Genomic DNA, 21,455 nt, shown 5'->3' with positions numbered 1-21,455 from the left:
TGACTATTCGTGCGCTCTGCCGCTCCATCGCTCCCTGCCCGATCGTCTGATCCCAAGCACCTGGTTTGCGACGGCCCCCCGTACGCGGAGGCCGCACCCCCCATTCCGCGGCGGGGCACGCTCCCCGCCGCCGGAACACCGACGCAACGGATTGGAACACCATGACCGGTGGGCTGCTTCTGAGTGGCGCGATCGCCGCTCTGTTCGCCACCGCACTGCCCGCGCACGACCCGTCCACGGGGATCGTCGACCCGCCCCCGGACAAGATCGTCATCAAGGTCGCCACGGTGAACGGCTCCGGCTGTCCCCAGGGCACCGCCGCCGTCGCCGTGTCCCCCGACAACACCGCCTTCACGGTGACCTACAGCGACTATCTCGCCCAGGTCGGAGGCACCTCCGACCCCGTCGCGTTCCGCAAGAACTGCCAGCTCAACCTGACCGTCGCCGTGCCGGGAGGCTTCACCTACGCCATCGCCAGCGCGGACTACCGGGGCTTCGCCTCGCTCAAGTCGGGGGCGAGCAGCACCCAGAAGGCCTCGTACTACTTCCAGGGCTCGCCGAACACGGCCTCCATCACGCACCCCTTCAAGGGCCCCTACGACGACAACTGGCAGGCCACGGACACCACGGAATGGGCGCAACTGGTCTGGGCGCCCTGCGGTGTCCAGCGGAACTTCAACATCAACACCGAAGTCCGCGTCAGCGCGGGCACCTCGGCTCCGAGCAGTACCAGCTTCATGACCATGGACTCGACGGACGGCGAACTCAGCACCATCTACCACGTGGCATGGAAGGAGTGCACCGACTCCTGAGAGTCTGAAGAGCCCGAACCGGGTCCCCTCGGCCGGCTCCTCCGCACCGGGAGCCGGCCGAGGGCGTACCACCGGCGTACGGGATTCAGCCGCCGGGACCGGCGCAGATGTGCTCGGGCGGCCGGAACGAGCGGGCGTCGTCCGCGTCCTCGTCCACCTGGACCCGTACGGTCTCCAACTGCCGCAGCAACGAGGTGAGATGCTTCTTCGCGGGGTCGCGGAAATACTCCAGGACCGCCCGGTGGAAGGCGTCCCGCAGCTCGGGCGGCATCACGTCCGAGGCGTCGAAGCACAGTGTGCGGGCCGTCGAGTTGAGCAGGCCGTCGATCTCCTGCTCGATGGTGTTCGCGGACTCCGTGGGAGGCAGCCCCTTCGTGTCCGGGAACAGTGGACGCACCGCCGGGTCCGCCTCGGCCCGCCACCGCTCCCGCCCGGCCGGGCTGGACAGCCGCTCGACCAGTTCCTGGGCGTCCGGGTCGTCGCTGAAGACGGCGGCCATGTCCCCGGCGACCTCGAACGTGTCGCGGTTCTCGGCCCGCCCGCGCAGGAACCGGGCCGACGGCTCCACCCGGATGTCGTCGCCCGCGTACACGTACCGGATGAAGGCGCTCTGGTGTTCGTGGGTGCACTCGAAGCCGGGGGAGTTCAGCAGTCCGCGGGGCCCGGCCGGTCCGGACGTGCCCTCGTACGACGTGGTCAGAGACTGTTCGACGGAGCCGTCGGTGCGGCCGGCGAGCAGCTCCGCCCAGGTCGTCCACGCCCGTACGACGTCCGGGTCGCGCCAGCTGAGCCTGCTCGTGGCCCATTGCTCGTATCGGCCGGGACCCGCCTGGTGGAGCAGGATGTCCTCGATCCAGTCCGTACCGGGCCAGCCCGAGGTGGCCTGCGAGGCGAGCCCCACGCACCACGTCGGATCGTCGCTCGGGGTGCCCTTCTTGCTCCACACCAGGCTCTTCAGGTCGACTTTCAGCGGCACCCAGTAGGTGCGGCGGCTGCCGTCCACCAAAAGTTCGGGCGCCCAGGGGGAGAAGGCGCGTTCGCGGGTCGGCTCGGCGAGCGGCCTCAGCTTGTCGCGGCGGGCGTACTCGGTGAGTTCGCCGATGCTGTTGAGGACCGCCACGTCCGGCGGGGTGTCCGCCTCCAGCTGTGAGACGAGGGTCTCGCGCAGGGAGCGGGTGCCCTCGTAGGTGTAGGTCCTGCCGGTCCCGTCGTCGAGCCGCTGGAGCGCGGCCTCGAAGGCCTCGCCCTCCTTGCCGGTCCACGGGCCGAGGACGACGAGGGGGGCGGGGGCGTTTGAGGCGCAGCCGGGAACCAGGGCGAGCAGACACCCGGCCATCAGGACACGCAGCCCGCGCAGGACACGCAGGGCACGCGGCCCGCGCAGGGCACGTCGGGGGCGGGTCATGAGACGGCTCCAGGGCGGGCGACCACGAGATACTCGCGGCGGTACGCGTGCAGGGCGCCGCCGACGAGACCGGCGGCGAGCAGGCCCGCGGGGAGGACGAAGGGCGCGACTCCGTCGAGGAAGGGGAGCCGGCCGTCGGACAGCGTCTCGTCGATCCGGGTCTCCAGTTCCTCGATGGACTGCGGGTCGGGGCCGTCGAAGGGGCGTTCCTCGGCGATCGTCTCCGTCTGGGGAGAGGTCCGCTCGGCGAGCGCGTCGGCCAGGGGCGCGGACCGTGTCTGGGCGCCCTGCGCGAGCAGCGCGTCGGCCGTCAGGAGCGGTACGGCGAGCAGCGGCAGGGCGGCTGCCGCCAGCGGAACGCTGAGCCGGATCCGGAAGCGGCGGCGCAGGAACACCACGGTGCGCCAGAGCCCGACGGCGAGCAGCACGAGAGCGAGAGCGGAGATCACGGCCGCGGTGAGCACGCCCCCGCCCCAGGCGGCCCGTTCCGCGAGCCGTTCGTCCAAGTCCCGCTCCAGCGCCGTGACGCGGTCCACGATCGAGGTCGCGCCGGAACCGGTCGCCGGCGGACACGGCGGGTAGCGGTCCTGCCGGTGCGCGGCGGCGACCTGCTCCGTGCAGAGCATGCTGCGCGCGTAGGTCAGCTCGGCGTCCCGCAGGACGGCGTCGTTCGCGTGGCCCTGGGCCCGGCCGATCCATCCCGTGTAGTCGACGACCAGCGCGGACACGACACGCAGCTCCTGCTCCTCGGCCACCGTCAGGGCTCCGCTGCGGGTCACCTGGTTGAGGCTCTGTGTCGCCCGCGCCACCCGCGTGCGGTACCGCTCGCTGAGGCCGCCGAGTTCGGCCGCCCCCGCCTCGGCGAGGTTCTTCTCGGCCTCGCCCTGCGCGATGAACAGTGAGGCCTTGGCGTTCGCGAGGCCGACCAGCGCGGGCGCCAGCCGGTCGCGCAGGTACTCCGAGTCGTCCCGTACGTCCGTGTACGCCCACCCGAGCGTGCCGAACGCCACCACGACGAGCAGGGGCAGCGCGATGAGCCGGTCCCGCAGGAACGCGCGGTTGCGGCGGCCGGCGGGCGACGGCCACAGGTAGCGCCAGAGCCGGCGGGCGAGTTCGGCGACGACGACCACCGCTCCCCGCGCGGCCCGGCGCGGACGGGCGGGCGGTGTGGGCGCGGGCGGCGCGATGGCGGCACCCGCGCCCCGGGCCGTACGTCCGCGCCCTGCCGCACCGGTCACTCGCGGCCCGTCCGGGCGTTCTCGCCCTGCGGCTCCTGCGGCTCCTGCGGCTCCTGGGATTTCTGCGACCTCTGCGATCCCTGCGACGGCGTATGGGCGATCGTGCGCAGCCAGGCCGCCGCTCTCTTCCCGAGCCATGGGCTGTCCCGGTGGTGCCGGAAGGCGAGCGGGCGGACCGCGTAGGCACGGTCCAGCAGGGTCTCGGCGACGGCCCCGTCCTCGGCGGTGGCGGAACGGGCGGCCTGGTGCGCGAGGGTGAGATAGAGACGGGAGAGTTCTCTGCGCAGCCCGGGTTCGTCGGACGGGAGTCCCAGCCGTGCGTCGGCGTCCGCGGCGAGCCGGGCCAGCCCCGCCGCGTCGATCGCACCCCGGACGAGGGCGCCCCGTACCGCCTCCCACACCTCCGCCGTCATACGGACCCGGGCCTGCTCGTCCGTCAGCCCGTGCGCGTGGAACAGCCGGGCCAGCCTGGCCAGCACCTCACGGAGCCGGTCGGCCGCCTCGCCCGGGCGCTCGGCGGTGCGCACGTGCTCGACGCCGACGCGTACGGCGGCCGTCCGCGCGGCGGTCCGGTGCCGTGAGTGCTGCGGCACCGCGTCGAGGGCCCGTACGGCGTCGTCCCACGCCGGTTCCCCGCCCAGCGCGAGACGGGCCCGCGCGGCGCCGAACGCGGCGCTGCCGAGGGACGGGTTGCGCAGCCGGACCGCCTCGTAGAACGTCAGCGCCTCCTGCCAGCGGCCGAGGCGCTCGGCGCAGTAGCCGAGGGCCAGCTTCGGCGCGTACTCGCCCGGGATCGCAGCGAAGACCTCGTCGAAGTGGCGCCGGGCCGCCCCGACCCGGTCCTGTCCGAGTGCGAGCAGCCCGCGGTGCCAGCCGAGCCGCCAGTCGTGAGGGGCGCGCTCGGCGCCGATCAGGGTCGCGGCGGACCACAGTTCCCGTTCGGCGGCCGAGCTGCCGTTCCCGGCGCTGCGCAACCGCAGCCGGCAGCGCAGCAGCAGGACCTCCGGCGAGTCCCGCCAGTCCCCGGTGTGCTGCAGCAGGGCTTCGGGAGCGGCGTCGGCCAGCCTGCTCAGCTCGGCGTGATGGAGGTCCTGCGGATCGGGCCGCGGTACGGGCAGCCGGCCGGCGACCTCGGCGGGCGACGGCGGTGCGTACGGGGCGGGCGCGTCCGGTGCGGCCCACCGCGTGACGGGCGGTGCCGAACCGAGGGCGGCGTCGAGCGCGTACGGCGACTGGAAGAAGAGCGGTGACGGCTCGAAGGTCTCCAGGCCGGTCCGCAGCGACCGCAACTCCCTGAAGACGCCGCGCAGTTGTTCCTCCATCTCGCGCGCGGTGGTGAAGCGTTCGGCCCGTTCGGCCCGGGTGGCGCGGTGCAGTACCCGGGCCAGCGACACCAGGCCGAGTCCGTGCGGAGGGGGCGCGGTCATGGGGGGTGTCCCGGAAGTCCGAGGGGTTCCGTCCGCGCCGGGTGGTGCCGGCCTGCCGGGCGGCGGACCGATCATGTCCAGCCGGCCCAGCTCCGCCAGGTCGTCGGGGCAACGCCCCAGTCCGCTCAGCCGCCGCAGGGTCTCCCCGAGGCTGAACAGGTCGTCCTGGCCGGTGGACTGGCCGTTCGGGCCGACGGTCGGGGCCCGGAAGCCCTCCGTGGTGTGGCCGGGCAGCCCGGCCGAGCGGACACTCCCCACATCGATGATCTTCGTGGCGGTGCCGTCGTGCATCACGTTGTCCGGCTTGAGGTCGCCGTAGACCTTGCCGGGCCGGTCGGCGTGCAGATGTCCCAGAGCGGCCAGGATCCGCACCCCGTAGGCGAGTACGAACTCGTGGAAGCGTCCGCCGCCGAACTCGTCCGGATTCACCTGGACCCGTGCCCGTACCTCTTCGAGCGTGAGGCCGTCCACGTACTGCAGTACGAGGAAGTCGCCGACCTCGGGATGGTGTCCGTAGTTGAAGACGCGGATGATGTCGCCGTGGCTGAGATCGACGAGGGCCCGCCGCTCCTGGGCCAGGGCACCCGACGAGGCCGCCGCCTGCTGCGGGTGGAGGATCTTGATGGCGACCTCGCGGTTGTCGACCTTGGTGTCGAGCGCGAGATGGACCTCGCCCATTCCGCCGTAGCCCAGCGGCCGGATCAGGCGGTACTGCCCCGCGAGCAGTCGCCCCGAGGGCAGCGGCAGTTCCTCCCGGTCGCCGCCGTGGGACGCTGCCCGGTCCAGCAGGGTGATCGACGGCAGCAGCACCGGGTCGGGGCTCTCCTCGGGCAGGACCACGTGCGCGGCCCGCAGCATCGGCGACGAGACCACGAGCGGGCCGAACGACGCACTGGACTCCGGCAGTTCACCGGTCGCCCCGCTGCCCGCTACCCCCTCCATGCGACCCCAGAATAGACGCGGCGGCTCCGAATGACCCCGTACCGAGGGGGAGATGCTGTGTCGGGGGCGACCGGCGTGTCCAGGGGCGGGCGGCCCGGGGGAGCCGCCCGGTGGTCTCGGCGCCGGCCGGGGTGGCGGTCCGTGCGGTGTCAGTCGGTGGCCTTCGCGTACTCCTGTGCCATGCCTCCGGCGAAGTCGAACACCACGGCGGGTTCGTCCCCCACGACCCAGGCGTCGTGGCCTGGCGGGCAGACGAAGACGTCTCCGGCGCCGACCTCGCCCTCGGCGCCGTCGTCCATCCGGATCCGCATGCGGCCCCGTACGACGTAACCGTTGTGATGGACCAGGCAGCTCCCGGTGCCCGCGATCGGTCCCACGGACTCGGACCAGCGCCAGCCCGGCTCGAACGTCGCCACGGCGAAGTCGAGCCCGGTGAGGTGTACGGCCTCCAGGTGGCCGTGCGGGAAGTCCCGCCGTTCGTCCGGCTTCTCGACCGCCTTGATCTCGATCATGACGGTCCTCCGATCCAGTCTGTTCAGCATCCTCGGGGCCCGGTCGTCGTTCCCATGACCTCGACGGGTACGCGGATCGGAGCCCCCTCCCCTTCATCGTCCGCCCGCAAGCCGGGCGCCGCCATTCGGGGGAACGGCCCTGTGGAGCACCCCGCCTCACACCAGGGGGATGATCACCTCGTCCTCCACGGGCGGATCGAGTTCCTGCGGCAGGTTCCCGGTCGCCGAGAAGCAGCGCAGCCGGACGGACTCCGGGGTGACGTCCAGGCGCAGGAAGCACTTGAAGAACGGCGGACTGTACGTCGCCGACCCCGGCGAGAAGAGCCGGGTGTAGGCCTCGCGCACCGGCAGGCGCAGACGTGATGTGCGGTCGGGACGGCCGCCCGCGCCCAGCAGGCTCGCGACGAGGCGGGTGCGCGGGGTGACGCGGGTGGACCCGACCCGGGCCCGGGTCGGGGGGATGCCGAGACGTTCGGAGACGACGGCGGTCGCCTGGTCCTCGGTGAGCGTGAAGAAGCGCCGCATACGCAGTCGGCGCCCGTAGAGGCCGCTGTAGAAGGCCAGTGAGTCGCCGCGCAGCGGATAGCAGCGGAAGTCGCCCTCGGTGACACCGGCGACGTCGATACGCGGCATGGTGTGGGTGGCGTGCATGAAGGCCCCGCCGCCTCCGGCGACCACGTACTGGATGGTGCGGCCGTCCACCTCCACGGGGTAGCGCTGGTAGTTGTGGATGTCGCCGCCTATCGCGGCCACGTAGTGGTGGGCGGGGTCGCGCACGATCTCGTCGACCGTGCCGCCGCCCTCGATGGGGCAGGGGTGGTGCTCGGCGTCCACGTACAGGGGGGAGCCGGTGACGAGGATCTTGGGGGTGTCGCCCTGGGAGACCTCGCGGAGCCAGCGTCCCTGTTCGGCGTCCACGGTTCCGAGCAGGCCGGTGTCGATTCCTATGATCCGCACCGGGCCCGCGTCGACGGCCCAGTACGGGCCCGGCTGGACGGCCTGTTGGGCGGGGGCCGAGCGCAACTTCCGTGCCTCCGCGAGGCGTTGCTCGTCGGGGGCGCGGGGCTTGTGCCACAGCAGTGAGCGCCACCAGGCGGAGGACAGCCGACGGGGCGGGGGCGGTGGCGCGAGGGGCGGTGCGTCGCAGAAGACGCGCATGAAGCCGTCGAGGTCCTCGTACCAGTCGTGGTTGCCGGGTATCGCGTAGATCGGCGCCTGGTAGTCCTGGTACGGGCGGAAGAACTTCGTGCCGTAGTCGTCGGTGGCGCCGACCGGGTAGATCACGTCGCTGGCGAGCACGGCGAACTCCGTGTCCTGACCGGCTTTCAGGAAGCCCGGTACGACGGCGTACTGGGGGTCGTCGCCTTCGCCGGTGTCTCCGATGACCATGAAGGAGAAGTGGTCCGGGGTGTCACGTCCGACCACCTTGTCGGCCGGTGCTCCGGCTGCTGTCCGTTGCTCCACCCAGCGGCTGCGGGTGTGGCCCGTCGGGTCGCCGAAGAGGGAGGCGAGTGTGCCGTTGCGGGCGGGCCACAGGGTCTTGGGGTTGACCCAGGACAACTTCTCGGTCCGTTGCGGCATCAGGTGTGTGTACGCGCCGCGTTCCGTGCTGCCCCAGCCGGCGCCGGCCGCGGTGTCGCGTGAAGATTCAGACATCCGCGAACGGTAACAATGCGGTTGGCCGGGCGGGGCGATCTTCGTCTGCGGGCCGGTGGGGGCCGGCCGCGCCGTTCCCCGCGCCCCTTTGGAGCGCCGGGGGCGCGGGTGCCTCTCGGCTGCGGGCGGGTGGGAACTGCGCAATCTTTGACGGTGGGGACTGCGGGCGAGGGGCCAAGACGGGGGTTACGGGGCGAGCGTCAGGCGGGTGGCCGGGATCACGGCCACACCCAGGATCTCGATCATCGCTTCCGGCTGCCACAGCGCCACGCAGCCGATCCCGGCCATCGCCGGATAGACCGGCCCGGCAAGCTCCCGCCACACCGCCCCGATCTCCTTGCCGTGCGCCTGGTAGTCGGGAATGTCGGTGAGGTAGATCGTCACGCTCACCAGATCCCGCGGCTCCCCGCCCACCTCGCGCAGCGTCGTCAGGACGTTGCCGAACGCCTGCCGGAACTGCTCGACGATCCCACCCGGCACGATCTTCATGTCGGCGTCGAGCGCGGTCTGCCCGCCCAGATGGAGCGTGTTCCCCGCGAGCGTTCCGTGCGAGTAGCCACGGGGCGTCGGCAGCGCTCCCGGGTTCACGGCGATGGGAGTCACGTGGCCTCCGGTTCAAGTTTTCGCGGCCCGGCTCGACGGGTCGTCCCCGGTCGCGTCCGGCGTGCTGTATTGACAATAAATGACGGTCGTGAAAAAAACGAGATACCACACGAACCGTGCCCCCGATCACCCGCTCCCGAAGCCGCACGACCGGAACGGAGCCAGCCCCCATGGAGCCCGACCTCAGCAAGTACCGCCTGGAGGGTGACGCCTCGATGTACCGGCTGCCCAGCGGGATCGTCGCCCCCGTGGTGACGCGCGCCGGATCGGAGAGCGCGGACACGGCCGACTCCGGCGGAGCCGTCCGCGTCTCGGGCGTCAGCATCCAGCACACCCCCGCCACCAAACTGTGGTTCGGCAAGGTCAGCAACGACCCCGGCTACCGCTCGGTCACCCACCACCACGGCGAGGCCGAGACCGGCGGCTACGTCCTGTCGGGGCGGGCCCGCATCTACTTCGGCGAGAAGTTCGAGGACTACGTCGACATGGCGGAGGGCGACTGGGTCTTCGTCCCGCCGTTCATGCCGCACATCGAGTGCAACCTCTCCCGCAGCGAGCCACTGACCTGGATGACCACCCGGACGCCGGAGAACATCGTCGTCAACCTGACCGACGTCCCCGACGCCGACCTGCGCGACTGGCTCGACCGATGACGCCGGGGCCCGGTCCGGCACCGGACGGGACGGCGTCGCCGACCTCCGCGTTCTTCACCGAGGCCGTCACCCTGACCCCCGCACCCGCCGAGCACTTCGACCTCGCCTTCACCGCCGTCACGCAGCCCTGCCCCTGGCCCAAGGCGTACGGCGGCGACCTGGTCGCCGCGGCGGCAGCGGCGGCCATGCGGTCGGTGACCGACGCCAAGACGCTGCACTCGATGCACAGCTACTTCCTGCGCCCCGCCGACATCGGCGCCCAGGTGCGCTACGAGGTGGAGGTGCTGCGCGACGGCCGCGGCTACAGCACCCGGCAGGTACGCGGCCACCAGAACGGCAAACCGCTCTACGTCTGCCTGGCCAACTTCGCCGCGGGGGAGCCCGGCGGGACCTTCCAGACGGAGTTCGCGGAGGTCGTCCCCGACCCGGAGGACCTGCCGAGCTCGGCGGCGTACCTCGAAGAGCGCGGCGGCGGCTCGATGACCGAGGAGTCGAAGGCCTACTGGTCCGCCGGCCGCAGCTTCGACATGCGGCACGTCCCCGGCCCGGTCTACCTCACCGTCGAGGGCAGACGACTGCCACAACAGGCGGTCTGGGTGCGGCCGTTCGACAGGCTGCGTACCGTCGAGGGGCTGACCGACGCCCAACGGGACCTGGCCGCGCTGGCGTACGTCTGCGACTACACGATCCTCGAACCCGTCCTGCGCGTACTGGACCTGGCCTGGGCCGACCCGGGGCTCGTCACCGCAAGTCTCGACCACGCCATGTGGTTCCACCGCCCCGGGCCGGTCGGCGACTGGCTCCTCTACGTCCAGGAAGCGGTCGCCGCCGACGCGGGCCGCGGACTGGGCACCGGCCGCTTCTTCACGCGCGACCACCGTCACCTGGCCACCGTCGTCCAGGAGGGAATGATCCGCCCCGCCTGATCCGCCGCCCGGTACGGCCCGGTGTCGTCCGGTTACCGCGCGGCCCCGCCCGGCACCGACGGGCTCCCGGAAGGACTCCTCCGTTGACTCTTCCGCCACCGCTCCCACCGCACCCCTCCCGGTCACCGTCCTCCTCGGCGTACGAGGACACCTTCACCCGCGACCACCTCCCTCCCGCTCACCTGTGGCCGACGATCGAGTTCGCCACGCCCGAACCGCGCCACCCGGAACGCCTCAATGCCGCCGCCGAACTCATCGACCGCCCCACGTCGGCGTTCGGGGCCGACCGTCCGGCACTGCGCACGCCGGCCGGAGAGACCTGGACCTACGGGGAACTGAGGACACGCGCCAACCAGGTGGCCCAGGTGCTCACCGAGGACCTCGGCCTCGTCCCGGGACAGCGGGTCCTGCTCCGCTCACCCAACACCCCGTGGACGGTGGCGAGTTGGCTCGGCGTGCTGAAGGCCGGCGGAGTCGTCGTCACCGTCATGGCCGCGCTGCGCGCCCGCGAGATCGCCCCGGTCGCCGAGCGGACCCTGCCCGCCCTCGCCCTCGTCGACCACCGCTGCGCCGAGGACGTCCACGTCGTACGCGACACCGTGCTGCCCTCGCTGAAGGTCGTCGAGTTCGGCGGCGGCGGGCCGGGCGACCTCGTGACCCGTGCCTCGGCGAAATCCGGCGAGTTCACCGCCGTGGACACCGCCGCCGACGACGTGGCACTCCTCGCGCCGACCTCCGGCAGCACCGGCACCCCGAAGATCACCATGCACTTCCACCGGGACATCCTGGCCATCGACGACACCTTCGGCCGCCATGTGCTGCGTCTGCTCCCGGACGACCTGGTCGCCTGCAGCGCCCCCTTCGCCTTCACCTTCGGCCTCGGCATGCTCGTCGTCTTCCCGCTGCGGGCCGGCGCCTGCGCACTGCTGACCGAGGCCGTGACCCCGCCGGGCATGGCGGAACTCGTCGAACGGCAGGGCGTCACCGTGCTCGCGACGGCGCCCACGGCGTACAAGGCGATCCTGCGCGAGGGGCGCGAACAGCAGCTCGCCGGACTGCGCGTCGGCGTGTCAGCCGGCGAACACATACCCGTCGGCACCTGGGAGCAGCTGCGCGACCGCATCGGACTGCGGGTCGTCGACGGGATCGGCGCCACCGAACTGCTGCACATCTTCATCTCGGCGGCCGGTGACGACATCCGCCCCGGCGCCACCGGAAAACCGGTGCCGGGCTTCCGCGCCACGATCCTCGGCCCCGACGGCACGGAACTGGGCCCCGGCGAGCCGGGCAGACTGGCTGTCATCGGCCCGGTCGGCTGCCGCTACCTCGACGACGAACGCCAGAAGGACTACGTCGTGAACGGCTGGAACGTCACCGGTGACGTCTTCCATCGCGACGAGGACGGCTACTTCCACTACCACGCCCGCGGCGACAACATGATCGTCTCCTCGGGCTACAACATCGGCGGCCCCGAGGTCGAGGCCGCCATGGACACCCACCCCGACGTCCTGGAGTGCGCCGTGGTGGGCCGGAGCGACGCCGAACGCGGCGAGGTCGTCTGCGCCTTCGTCGTCCTGCGGGACGGCGTGCCCGCCGACGCGGCCAAGGCCAAGGAGATCCAGGACCACGTCAAGCAGGTCATCGCGCCCTACAAGTACCCACGGGACGTGCGGTTCCGCGCGTCCCTGCCGCGCAACGCCAGCGGCAAACTGCAGCGTTTCGCACTCCGCGCGGCCGTCGAGGACGAGCAGGCCGCCCCGGCCGCCGGCGAGCACTGAAAGAGGAACTCCCGTGAAGATCGCGATCGTTGGCGGCGGCCCCGGCGGCCTCTACCTCGCCGCTCTCATGAAACAGCTCGACCCGGCTCATGAGATCACCGTGTGGGAGCGCAACGCCCCGGACGACACCTTCGGTTTCGGCGTGGTGTTCTCCGACGAGACGCTCGGCGGCATCGAGAACGCGGACCGCGAGTTCGCCGACGCGATGGCCCGCCGCTTCGCCCGCTGGACCGACATCGACATCCACTACCGCGGCCGGACCCACACCGTGGGCGGCCAGGGCTTCGCCGCGATGGGCCGCCGGGAACTGCTCGGACTGCTGCAGCGCCACTGCCAGGACCTGGGGGTGCGCGTCCGCTTCTCCACGGCGGCCCCCGACACCGGCGTCCTGCGTGCCTCGTACGACCTGGTGGTGGGCGCGGACGGAGTCAACTCGCAGGTCAGGGCCGCCCATCGGGACATCTTCCGTCCCACGCTGGACCAGCGGCACAACAAGTACATGTGGCTGGGCACGGACCGGGTCTTCGAGGCGTTCCAGTTCTTCGTCCGGCAGACGGAGTGGGGGACCATGCAGGTGCACGGCTACCCCTACTCCGAGACCGGTTCCACCTTCATCGTCGAGATGCACGAGGACGTGTGGCGCCGGGCCGGCTTCGACGTCACCGAGGAGACCGCCCTTCCTCCGGGTGCCTCCGACGAGCGGGCCGTCGAGCGCGTCCGCGGGCTCTTCGCCGAGGAACTGGCCGGGCACCAGGTGTTCGCCAACAACTCGAAGTGGCTCGGCTTCACCACCGTACGCAACGAGCGCTGGCACCACGGGAATCTCGTCCTCGTCGGGGATGCCGCGCACACCGCGCACTTCTCGATCGGATCGGGCACCAAACTGGCGATGGAGGACTCCCTCGCCCTCGCCGCCTGTCTGCACGAACACCCGGACGTCGAGAGCGCGTTGAGGGCGTACGAGGCGGAGAGGCGCCCTGTTGTCGAGTCCACGCAGCGGGCCGCCCAGGCCTCCCTGGAGTGGTTCGAGAACATCGGCATGTACGCCCACCAGGAGCCGACCCAGTTCTGCTTCAACCTGCTGACCCGGTCCCGCCGCATCACGTACGACAACCTGCGCACCCGCGACCAGGAGTTCGCCGACCGGGTCGACGCGGCCTTCGCGGCCTCCCAGGGCCTGCCGGAGACCGTGCCGGCGATGTTCCAGCCCTTTCGGCTGGGGGAGTTGCAGCTGAAGAACCGGGTGATCGTGTCCCCGATGGACATGTACGCGGCCGTCGACGGCGTGCCCGGTGACTTCCACCTGGTCCACCTCGGCTCGAAGGCGATGGGCGGCGCCGGGCTGGTGATGACCGAGATGGTCTGCGTCTCGCCCGAGGGCCGCATCACACCCGGCTGCACGGGCCTGTGGAGCGACGAACTGCGCGACTCGTGGGCGCGGATCGTGTCCTTCGTCCACGAGCGCAGCACCGCCCGGATCGGTCTCCAGCTCGGTCACTCAGGCCGCAAGGGCTCCACCCGGATCATGTGGGAGGGCATGGACGACCCGCTGCCGGACGGCAACTGGGAGCCCGTCGGCCCGTCGCCGCTGCCGTACGGCCCCGGATCGGCCCTCCCCCGTGAGCTCGACCGCGCCGGCCTGGACGCCCTGGTCGCCGACTTCGTCTCCGCCGCCCGCCGTGGCGCGGAGGCGGGGTTCGATCTGCTCGAACTCCACTGTGCGCACGGCTACTTGCTGTCCTCGTTCCTCTCCCCGACGTCGAACCGCCGCACCGACGAGTACGGCGGTCCGCTGCGGGGCCGGCTCCGGTTCCCCCTGGAGGTCTTCGACGCCGTCCGCGCCGTCTGGCCCGCCGAGCGGCCGATGATCGTACGGATCTCCGCGACGGACTGGGTTCCGGACGGCAACACCGAGCACGACGCCGTGGAGATCGCCCGCGCCTTCATCGCCCACGGCGCGGACGCGATCGACGTCTCCTCCGGACAGGTCACCAAGGACGAACGCCCCGCGTACGGCCGCTCGTACCAGACGCCGTTCGCCGACCGGATCCGCCACGAGGTCGCCGCGGCCACCGGCACGGCCGTCATCGCGGTCGGAGCCATCGCGTCCTACGACGACGTGAACTCGATCCTCCTCGCCGGCCGCGCCGACCTGTGCGCCCTCGGCCGCACCCATCTCTACGATCCGCACTGGACCCTGCACGCGGCGGCCGAGCAGGAGTACCGGGACAGCGCCGGCCAGTGGCCGCTCCCGTACCGGGCCGGCGCCCGCAAACCGCCCAGCGCGCGCACCGACGCCGTCCGCCCGCGGCTCTCCCCGCTACGGGCCGAGGACCCCGGCCAGACCGTCCACCTGCGCTGGATTCCGCCCCGGAAACCGGCCACCGTCTCCTGAGAACGAGCCACTGCGCACCGCTCTCACCTGACCGAAAACGAACCCCTCACTACGTCATGTGACGCATTGACCCCCATGCGCCCTCACGGTTGCATGCTTCTGGGCCTTTGGCGGGGAGCCGGGGAGACGGTAAGCGGAGTGTGGGGGGAAACGATGGTGAATACGGGCTGGAGCACCACTAGACGTGTCCGGGCCGCCGTGAGCGTGGCGGTCGCGGTCTGCGCGGTCACGGCGGTGCTGCCGGGCGCCGCGTCGGCGGAGCCCGCGGGCGCGCTCGGAGCCGGTGTCGAGCGGATCAGTGTCGCGTCCGACGGCACCCAGGGCGACGGCGACTCCGTCGGCGGCACGATCACGTCCGACGGCCGGCGGATCGCCTTCTCGTCGGTGGCGCAGAACCTCACAACCGGCCGCCCGACGACCTACGAGACGGTGTTCGTCCGCGACCGGCGGACGAGCCAGACCTCGCGGATGAGCACCAGCGCACCCCCGATCCGGCGTCCGGTGATCAGCGGTGACGGGGAGTACGTCGCCCACTGGGGGTTGATACAACGGGACACGAAATCATTTCTGTCCCAGGTGAGGTCCGAAGGCACGATCGGCATCAACTGCTCGGGCCTCAGCTGCGACCAGCCGTCGCTGAGCGCGGACGGCCGCTACCTCGCCCAGGTCGGCACCTCCGGTCGACCGCCGGCCAGGCAGCGCATCGAGGTGCGGGACTGGCAGGCCGACACCACGCGGACCGTCTTCGAGTTCGACCACACCGCCCCGGCCCGGCCGTCCATCAGCGGCGACGGCCGGTTCGTCGCCTACGAGGACGGCCAGGCGCAGGACGTCTTCGTGTGGGACCGGACCGACGACACCTCCGCCGGCCCGATCGAGGGCCCGTCCAAGGCGGCGGCACTCGTCCAGTGCAGCAGGGACGGCAGCAGGATCGTGTATCTCTCGGGCGCCGACACCCACGTCCAGGACGAGAGCTCGGGCACCGACCAACTGGTACCGAACGTGCGGGGCCTGGCCATCGATCCCACCGGCCGCTATCTGCTGTACGCCCCGCAGGACACCGACGGCCCGTCGCTCGTGCTGCGCGACCTGGTGACAGGTACCGACGAGATCGTCTCGGACCGACCCGCCTCGGCCGGGACCGACGCGGTCAGCACCGGTGGGCGCGACGTGGTCTTCCAGTCCACGGCCGACGACATCGTGCCGGGCGACACCAACGGCAGGTCGGACGTGTTCGTCCGCCACTTCTACTGATCGCGCCGGCTGCTACGTCGAGGCCTGGCTGTTGTCCTTCAGCGCGCCCCAGCCGTGCCACCGGTCGACCTCGATGAAGGCGCTGACCCGGTCACGGACGCGGTCCGGATAGGCCTCGCCGGTGTAGTGCCGGGAGATGCGGTCGATGTCGACGAGGCCTTCGTCGTCCTTCATGTCCGTCACCTGGCCCAAGAGGGTGACATGGGTGTACCAGTCGTCCCCGTCGAGGACGGTGAGGGTCACCCGGGGGTCCCGGCGCAGGTGTTTCAGACGCACCCGGCCCAGGTCCATGCTGATCAGCGCGCGGTCGTCCTCCCACAGGTACCAGGTGGGTGTGGACACGGGCGCACCGTCCGAACGCACCGTGGCGATGACGGCCGCGTTCGGGCGGCTCAGCAGTTCGACGGCCTCGGGCGGAAGCGGCGGCTTGGACATGTGCACTCCTCCATCTGGGCGGGCCCGCAGGGTGAGGACCTCCCGCGAATGCATCCTCGTACCCGGCGTTCACCCCCGCCACTCGACGCTCCCGCCCTTCGCCGCCGCCTCCAGGACACGTCGGGTGAGCCCTCTGACCGTCAGGGCTTGACGGCCACCGCGCCGAACTGGGGGACCGTGGTGGGAGAGCCGGCGCCCGGGTGCCAGTGCGTGCAGGAGACCAGACCCGGTTCGAGGAACTCCAGACCGTCGAAGAAGGCGGTGACCTCCGCGCGGGTGCGGGCGGTGATCGGCGGGGTGGCGTTCTCGTTCCAGAACTTCATCGCCGCCACGTTGCCCTCGCCGCCGAGGTCGGGGTCGGTGGTGGGGTGGGTGAGGACCAGGTAGCTGCCGGACGGGACCGCCGCCAGGACCTCGCGCACGATGTTCTGGGCCTTGTGGGTGTCGAGGACGAAGTTGAGGATGCCCAGCATCATCACCGCGACGGGCCGGTCGAGGTCCAGGGTCGCCGAGGCACGCTCGACGATGCCCTCGGGGTGGTGGACGTCGGCGTCGATGTAGTCGGTGGCGCCCTCGGGAGTACTGGTCAGCAGGGTCCGCGCGTGGGCGAGCACGATCGGGTCGTTGTCGACGTACACGATGCGGGCGTCGGGCGCGGACCGCTGGGCTATCTCGTGCGTGTTGTCCAGGGTCGGCAGACCGGTGCCGATGTCCAGGAACTGCCGTACCCCGCGCTCCTCGACCAGATGGCGGACCGCACGTCCGAGGAAGTCCCGGTCGGCGCGGGCCACCTCGCGGATCACCGGGAACATCCCGGCGACCTGGTCGCCGACGGCCTGGTCGACCTCGTAGTTGTCCTTCCCGCCGATCCAGTAGTTCCAGACCCGGGCGTTGTGCGCCACCCCGGTGTTGAGCCTCCCGGAACCGCTGGACGGGGCCTGGCTCTCACTCATGTCTTTCCTCTCCCGGACACCCGCGGACCCGCCGCGCGTGTCCTGGGCGTCTGCGGCCGCCGTGGCGGCACCGAACCGTCGTCCCCGCCATTGTGCCGCGTGTTGATCACGCCGTCCCGGGATTCCGGTACGCCTGCCCAGGACATCTCGCGGGCCTCCTCTCGCAGGCGGACCGGAGTCCCCCGGTACCGGTGGGGCGGCTCAGGGCCAGGAGAGGGGTGTCCCGGCCTTGTGGTCGCCGAGCCAGATGATCCGTTCGGTCTCGGCGTAGAGGCCCACGTCCGCGCAGGGGCCCTCGGGTTCCCGGTCGGCGGTCTGGAAGTGGCGTGCCGTCCAGCCGGTGAGGCCGTGCCGGTCCAGCAGCCGTCCGATCACCTTCCTGAACTCCGGATGGGGCACACAGGTGCGGTCGGCGAACTCCGTCCTGAGGTCGGCCCGGAAGCGCGAGAAACGCAGTTGTTCCTCCGTGGGCCCGAGATACGGGTCCGAGCGATGGCTCCGGCACTGGTCCCGGCCGCCCGGGTACACGTTGATCGACCCCTGCCGCGAACTGTCGACGCAGGCGGTGAGCCGGGCGGGAGCCGCCTGCCCGAACAGATCGGGCCACCGCGCGCGGCAGGTGGCCACGGGATCGTCGGTGCCTGGGTCGAAGTTCAGTACGGCGTCACCGTCGTCGGAGCTGACGCAGGCCAGGCCCGTCGAGTCGAGGGTGTGGCCCCGGCCGTCACCGGCCACCCACGCGTACGTGCCCGCGGTCGCGCCCGTCACGACCAGCGCCACGGTCGGCACCATGACCAGCACACGCCTGCGCCGCCGCCGGGCGCGCTGCCGCACCCGGGCGAGAAGGCCCGTTGCCACGGGCGAGTCCGGGTCCGTGGCCCGTTCCCCGGGACGCGGATCGCTGTCGCGCAGCATCCGGTCGAGTGCCTCATCGCTCAGCATGATCCTTCTCCTTCGTCGGTTCCGTGGGTTCCGTGCGTCCCGCCGGTTCTGCCGCTTCCGTCGGTTCGGTCGGATCCTGGTCCGGGTCCGCCGCGGCCAGGTGCTGCTTCAGCCGCTGTCTGGCCCTGTGCATACGGGTGTCGACGGCGCCGACGGAAATTCCCAGTACGGACGCGAGGCCGGACCGGGACAGGTCGTCCCAGTAGGCCAGGCGCAACAGCTCCCGGTCTCCGGCGGGCAGTCGCGCCAGCGCCGCCGAGAGCGCGTCGCCCACCTCGCCGGTGTCACCGCCGTGCGGCGGACCGGCATCGCTGCGTTCGGTCATCCGCAGTTCGGCCACCCGCAGTTCGGTCACCCGCGACAGCAGCCTCGCCCAACGGCGCCGCCCACGTTCCTGGTTGGCCAGCACGCGGCGCGCGATGCCCAGCAGCCACAGCACCGCCTCCTCGTCGTCGTCGGGCAGTTGCCGACGACGACGCCATGCCACCGCGTACACCTCGGCCACCGCGTCATGGGCCGCCGCGTCGCCGGTCCGGCGCAGGCAGTACGCCATCACCCTTCGATACGTCGGCCGGAACAGTCGCTCCAGCCGTTCACCCCGTTCGTTCCCATCCATGCCCAGCAATGTCCACCACGTTCCGATCCCTTACCGCGAAACGCCAGGACTTCACCCCGAGCGGGCCTGCCGACACCTACGTGATCACTTTGAACGATTCAAATCAGAGGGAGCTGTTCTGGCAACGCCCCTCCGTGCGCGAACCCTTGACGCGTGTGGTGTGCACACTTACCGTCTCCCGCGGACGACGTAAAACGATTCAAGTTTCCTCGGTTCGCCACCTCTGCTTTCCGTCTGGTACTTCCCCCGCCCGGAAGGAGCACGGCGTCTTGCCCGCACCGCACGACCTGCCTCGCCCGTCCCGCCGCCAGATCCTGGCCGCCGCGTCCGCGGCGGCCGCGGCCACCTCGCTCACCCCGCAAGAAGCCGTGGCCTCGACGGCCGGACCGCGGTCGGTCCTCACCGCCTTCCGGTTGGCCGACGTCCGCCTGCTGGAGAGCCCCTTCCTCGCCAACATGCGGCGCACCTGCGCGTATCTGCTCTTCGTCGACACCGACAGGCTGCTGCACACCTTCCGGCTGAACGTGGGGCTGCCCTCCGCCGCCGAACCCTGCGGCGGCTGGGAGGCGCCGGGCATCCAGCTGCGCGGCCACACCACCGGACATCTGCTCAGCGGCCTCGCCCAGGCGTACGCCAACACCGGCGACGACGCCTACGCGGCCAAGGCCCGTTCCGTGGTGTCCGTCCTGGCCGAGTGCCAGCGGGCCGCCCCGGCGGCCGGGTACCACGAGGGATACCTGTCCGCGTTCCCCGAGTCGGTCTTCGACCAACTGGAGGCCGGCGGCAAACCCTGGGCCCCGTACTACACTCTCCACAAGATCATGGCGGGGCTCCTCGACCAGTACGAACTGGGCGGTGACAAACAGGCGTTGGCCGTACTGCTGGACATGGCGGCCTGGGTGGACGCCCGCACCGCGCCGCTCTCCGCCGAGCGGATGCAGACGGTGCTGAAGGTGGAGTTCGGCGGCATGAACGACGTACTCGCCCGCCTCCACCTGGTGACGGGCGACGCCGCGCACCTGCGGACCGCCCGGCGCTTCGACCACGAGGAGCTGTACGCCCCGCTGGCCGCGGGCCGGGACGAACTCGCGGGCCGCCACGCCAACACCGAGATCGCCAAGGTCGTGGGGGCGGTACCGAGCTACGAGGCCACGGGGGAGAAGCGCTACCTCGACATCGCCGAGCACTTCTGGACGACGGTCGTGCGCGACCATTCGTACGCCATCGGAGGCAACTCGAACCAGGAGCTGTTCGGGCCGCCCGGTGAGATCGTGAGCCGGCTGTCGGAGGTGACCTGCGAGAACTGCAACAGCTACAACATGCTCAAGCTCGGCCGGCACCTGTTCCTGCACCGCCCCCGGCGCACGGCGTACATGGACCACTACGAGTGGACGCTCTACAACCAGCTGCTCGGGGAGCAGGATCCCGACTCCAAGCACGGGTTCGTCACCTACTACACCGGACTGTGGGCGGGTTCGGAGCGGCAGCCCAAGGGCGGCCTCGGCTCTGCGCCCGGCAGTTACAGCGGGGACTACGACAACTTCTCCTGCGACCACGGCTCCGGTCTGGAGACCCACACGAAGTTCGCGGACAGCATCTACTTCCGCACACGTGACTCCCGAGGCCCCTCGCTCTACGTCAACCTGTTCATCCCCTCCGAACTGCGCTGGCACGAAACCGGTGTGACGGTACGTCAGGAGACCGGCCACCCCACGACCGACCGCACCCGCCTCACCGTCACCGGGGGAGACGCCCGCTTCACACTGAGGTTGCGTGTCCCCGCCTGGGTGGCCGACAGCGGCCGTGAACCCCGCCTGGAGGTCAACGGCCGACGTCTTGCGGGCCGGCTGAAGCCAGGTACGTACGCCGCCGTGGAGCGGCACTGGCACTCCGGGGACACCGTCGAACTCGTACTGCCCCGACGGCCCGTCTGGCAGGCCGCCCCCGACAACCCGCAGGTGAAGTCGGTCTCGTACGGGCCCCTGGTCCTCGCGGGGGAGTACGGCGACACCGCCCTCGCCACCCTCCCCGCGATCCGGCCGGAGACCCTGCGCCCGGTGTCCGGCGGTGGCACGGCGTTCACCGCTCTCGCCGACGGCCGCCGCGTGTCCCTGCGGCCGTTCCACGAGGTGCACCACCAGCGCTACAACGTCTACTGGGCCGTGGCACCGCCACCCGCACGCGCACGGGACATCGCCCGCTACCCCTTCGACGAGGGGGCCGGTACCTCGGCGGCCGACCGTACCCGCACCTTCCCCGACGCGACCCTCGCGTCGGGTGCCACCTGGACCGAGGCCGACGGGGTGCGATCCGTGTCCCTGGACGGGCGCGGCGCCCATGTCGTCCTTCCGGCCGGACTGCCCGGCGGACTCGGCGAACTGACCGTCAGCGTCCGGGTCCGCGTGGACACCCTGACCGCCTCCGCCCGCGTCTTCGACCTGGGATACCACAAGGACACCTACCTGTTCCTGGCGGCGACCACCGGTGCCCGGCGCGCGCGGGCCGCCCTGAAGATCGCCGGCATGGAGTCCGAGGACGTCGTCGACGCGGGCGGCCCGCTCCCCGTCGGCCAGTGGCTCCACGTGGCCCTCACCCTCGGCGGCGGCACCGGTGTCCTCTACCTCGACGGCGTCGAGGCGGGCCGCAACGACGCCATGGTCGCGAGCCCGCTCCTGCTCGGCGCGAGCACCCGCAACTACCTGGGCCGCTCCCAGAACGCCACCCACCCGTACCTGCACGGCGCGATCCGTGACTTCCGCCTGCACAACCGGGCGCTGAGCGCGTCCGAGGCGGCGCGCCTGGCGGCCGGCTGACCCGCTGTATCCGGTGCTCCACGGACCACCGGCCCCCCCATCACCCCGATCCCTCGGATTCCCCCGGTACACCGTTCCGTCCGGCGGGCGCCCCG

Annotated in this window: 17 protein-coding genes; 7 read left to right on the top strand and 10 right to left on the bottom strand. The window is 71.5% G+C overall.

The features are described from left to right. Positions 1 to 161 precede the first annotated feature (161 nt). Positions 162 to 812 (top strand): DUF4360 domain-containing protein, encoded by a 651-nt coding sequence (locus ACH4DZ_RS31965; protein ID WP_398291001.1) that lies wholly within the window; start codon positions 162 to 164, stop codon positions 810 to 812. 85 nt (positions 813 to 897) lie between these two features. Here the strand turns inward: ACH4DZ_RS31965 and ACH4DZ_RS31960 are convergent, their stop codons facing one another. The 6 genes from ACH4DZ_RS31960 to ACH4DZ_RS31935 all read right to left on the bottom strand — a co-directional run bounded on the left by ACH4DZ_RS31960 (position 898) and on the right by ACH4DZ_RS31935 (position 8,595). Then, positions 898 to 2,217, bottom strand: a complete 1,320-nt coding sequence (locus ACH4DZ_RS31960) for an alpha-glucoside ABC transporter substrate-binding protein (RefSeq protein ID WP_398290999.1) — start codon at positions 2,215 to 2,217, stop codon at positions 898 to 900. Next, the gene (locus tag ACH4DZ_RS31955; RefSeq protein ID WP_398290997.1) at positions 2,214 to 3,455 is read right to left on the bottom strand and encodes a hypothetical protein; all 1,242 of its coding nucleotides are present in this window, start codon (positions 3,453 to 3,455) and stop codon (positions 2,214 to 2,216) included. The genes ACH4DZ_RS31960 and ACH4DZ_RS31955 overlap by 4 nt, the downstream gene beginning before the upstream one ends. Then, positions 3,452 to 5,824: a tetratricopeptide repeat protein gene (locus ACH4DZ_RS31950; protein WP_398290995.1), complete on the bottom strand. Its 2,373-nt coding sequence runs from the start codon at positions 5,822 to 5,824 to the stop codon at positions 3,452 to 3,454. The genes ACH4DZ_RS31955 and ACH4DZ_RS31950 overlap by 4 nt, the downstream gene beginning before the upstream one ends. Before the next feature lie 149 nt (positions 5,825 to 5,973). Beyond that, entirely contained in the window at positions 5,974 to 6,336 is a 363-nt protein-coding gene (locus tag ACH4DZ_RS31945; protein ID WP_398290993.1) for a cupin domain-containing protein, read from the bottom strand. Positions 6,337 to 6,492: 156 nt separating this feature from the next. Next, positions 6,493 to 7,992 (bottom strand): metallophosphoesterase family protein, encoded by a 1,500-nt coding sequence (locus ACH4DZ_RS31940; protein ID WP_398290991.1) that lies wholly within the window; start codon positions 7,990 to 7,992, stop codon positions 6,493 to 6,495. A gap of 186 nt (positions 7,993 to 8,178) precedes the next feature. Then, the gene (locus tag ACH4DZ_RS31935; RefSeq protein WP_398290989.1) at positions 8,179 to 8,595 is read right to left on the bottom strand and encodes a RidA family protein; all 417 of its coding nucleotides are present in this window, start codon (positions 8,593 to 8,595) and stop codon (positions 8,179 to 8,181) included. A 170-nt stretch (positions 8,596 to 8,765) separates the two neighbouring features. Here ACH4DZ_RS31935 and ACH4DZ_RS31930 point away from each other — a divergent pair, with 170 nt between their 5' ends. The 5 genes from ACH4DZ_RS31930 to ACH4DZ_RS31910 all read left to right on the top strand — a co-directional run bounded on the left by ACH4DZ_RS31930 (position 8,766) and on the right by ACH4DZ_RS31910 (position 15,601). Continuing rightward, positions 8,766 to 9,248: a cupin domain-containing protein gene (locus ACH4DZ_RS31930; RefSeq protein ID WP_398290987.1), complete on the top strand. Its 483-nt coding sequence runs from the start codon at positions 8,766 to 8,768 to the stop codon at positions 9,246 to 9,248. Beyond that, entirely contained in the window at positions 9,245 to 10,174 is a 930-nt protein-coding gene (locus tag ACH4DZ_RS31925; RefSeq protein WP_398290985.1) for an acyl-CoA thioesterase, read from the top strand. Before ACH4DZ_RS31930 ends, ACH4DZ_RS31925 begins: the two co-directional genes overlap by 4 nt. 83 nt (positions 10,175 to 10,257) lie before the next feature. After that, positions 10,258 to 11,952 carry an AMP-binding protein gene (locus ACH4DZ_RS31920; protein WP_398290983.1) on the top strand — a complete coding sequence of 565 codons (1,695 nt, stop codon included), beginning with the start codon at positions 10,258 to 10,260 and terminating at the stop codon, positions 11,950 to 11,952. 13 nt (positions 11,953 to 11,965) lie between these two features. Further along, positions 11,966 to 14,347: a bifunctional salicylyl-CoA 5-hydroxylase/oxidoreductase gene (locus ACH4DZ_RS31915; protein WP_398290981.1), complete on the top strand. Its 2,382-nt coding sequence runs from the start codon at positions 11,966 to 11,968 to the stop codon at positions 14,345 to 14,347. Between the two features lie 198 nt (positions 14,348 to 14,545). After that, complete coding sequence (locus ACH4DZ_RS31910; protein ID WP_398290979.1) at positions 14,546 to 15,601, top strand: hypothetical protein; 1,056 nt, start codon at positions 14,546 to 14,548, stop codon at positions 15,599 to 15,601. A 12-nt stretch (positions 15,602 to 15,613) separates the two neighbouring features. Here the strand turns inward: ACH4DZ_RS31910 and ACH4DZ_RS31905 are convergent, their stop codons facing one another. The 4 genes from ACH4DZ_RS31905 to ACH4DZ_RS31890 all read right to left on the bottom strand — a co-directional run bounded on the left by ACH4DZ_RS31905 (position 15,614) and on the right by ACH4DZ_RS31890 (position 18,547). Further along, positions 15,614 to 16,036, bottom strand: coding sequence for a PPOX class F420-dependent oxidoreductase (locus ACH4DZ_RS31905; protein WP_398290978.1), 423 nt, complete (start codon positions 16,034 to 16,036; stop codon positions 15,614 to 15,616). A gap of 140 nt (positions 16,037 to 16,176) precedes the next feature. Next, positions 16,177 to 16,989, bottom strand: coding sequence for an SAM-dependent methyltransferase (locus ACH4DZ_RS31900; RefSeq protein WP_398290976.1), 813 nt, complete (start codon positions 16,987 to 16,989; stop codon positions 16,177 to 16,179). 201 nt (positions 16,990 to 17,190) lie between these two features. Next, the gene (locus tag ACH4DZ_RS31895) at positions 17,191 to 17,931 is read right to left on the bottom strand and encodes a hypothetical protein (RefSeq protein WP_398290974.1); all 741 of its coding nucleotides are present in this window, start codon (positions 17,929 to 17,931) and stop codon (positions 17,191 to 17,193) included. Next, positions 17,918 to 18,547, bottom strand: coding sequence for an RNA polymerase sigma factor (locus ACH4DZ_RS31890; protein WP_398290972.1), 630 nt, complete (start codon positions 18,545 to 18,547; stop codon positions 17,918 to 17,920). Before ACH4DZ_RS31890 ends, ACH4DZ_RS31895 begins: the two co-directional genes overlap by 14 nt. Before the next feature lie 269 nt (positions 18,548 to 18,816). Between ACH4DZ_RS31890 and ACH4DZ_RS31885 the strand changes: the two genes are divergently transcribed. Further along, positions 18,817 to 21,360, top strand: coding sequence for a beta-L-arabinofuranosidase domain-containing protein (locus tag ACH4DZ_RS31885; protein WP_398290970.1), 2,544 nt, complete (start codon positions 18,817 to 18,819; stop codon positions 21,358 to 21,360). Positions 21,361 to 21,455 lie beyond the last annotated feature (95 nt).

The sequence above is a fragment of the Streptomyces sp. NPDC017991 genome (genome assembly GCF_044328075.1).
GTDB lineage: Bacteria > Actinomycetota > Actinomycetes > Streptomycetales > Streptomycetaceae > Streptomyces.
This window is presented reverse-complemented; position numbering and strand designations above follow the sequence as displayed.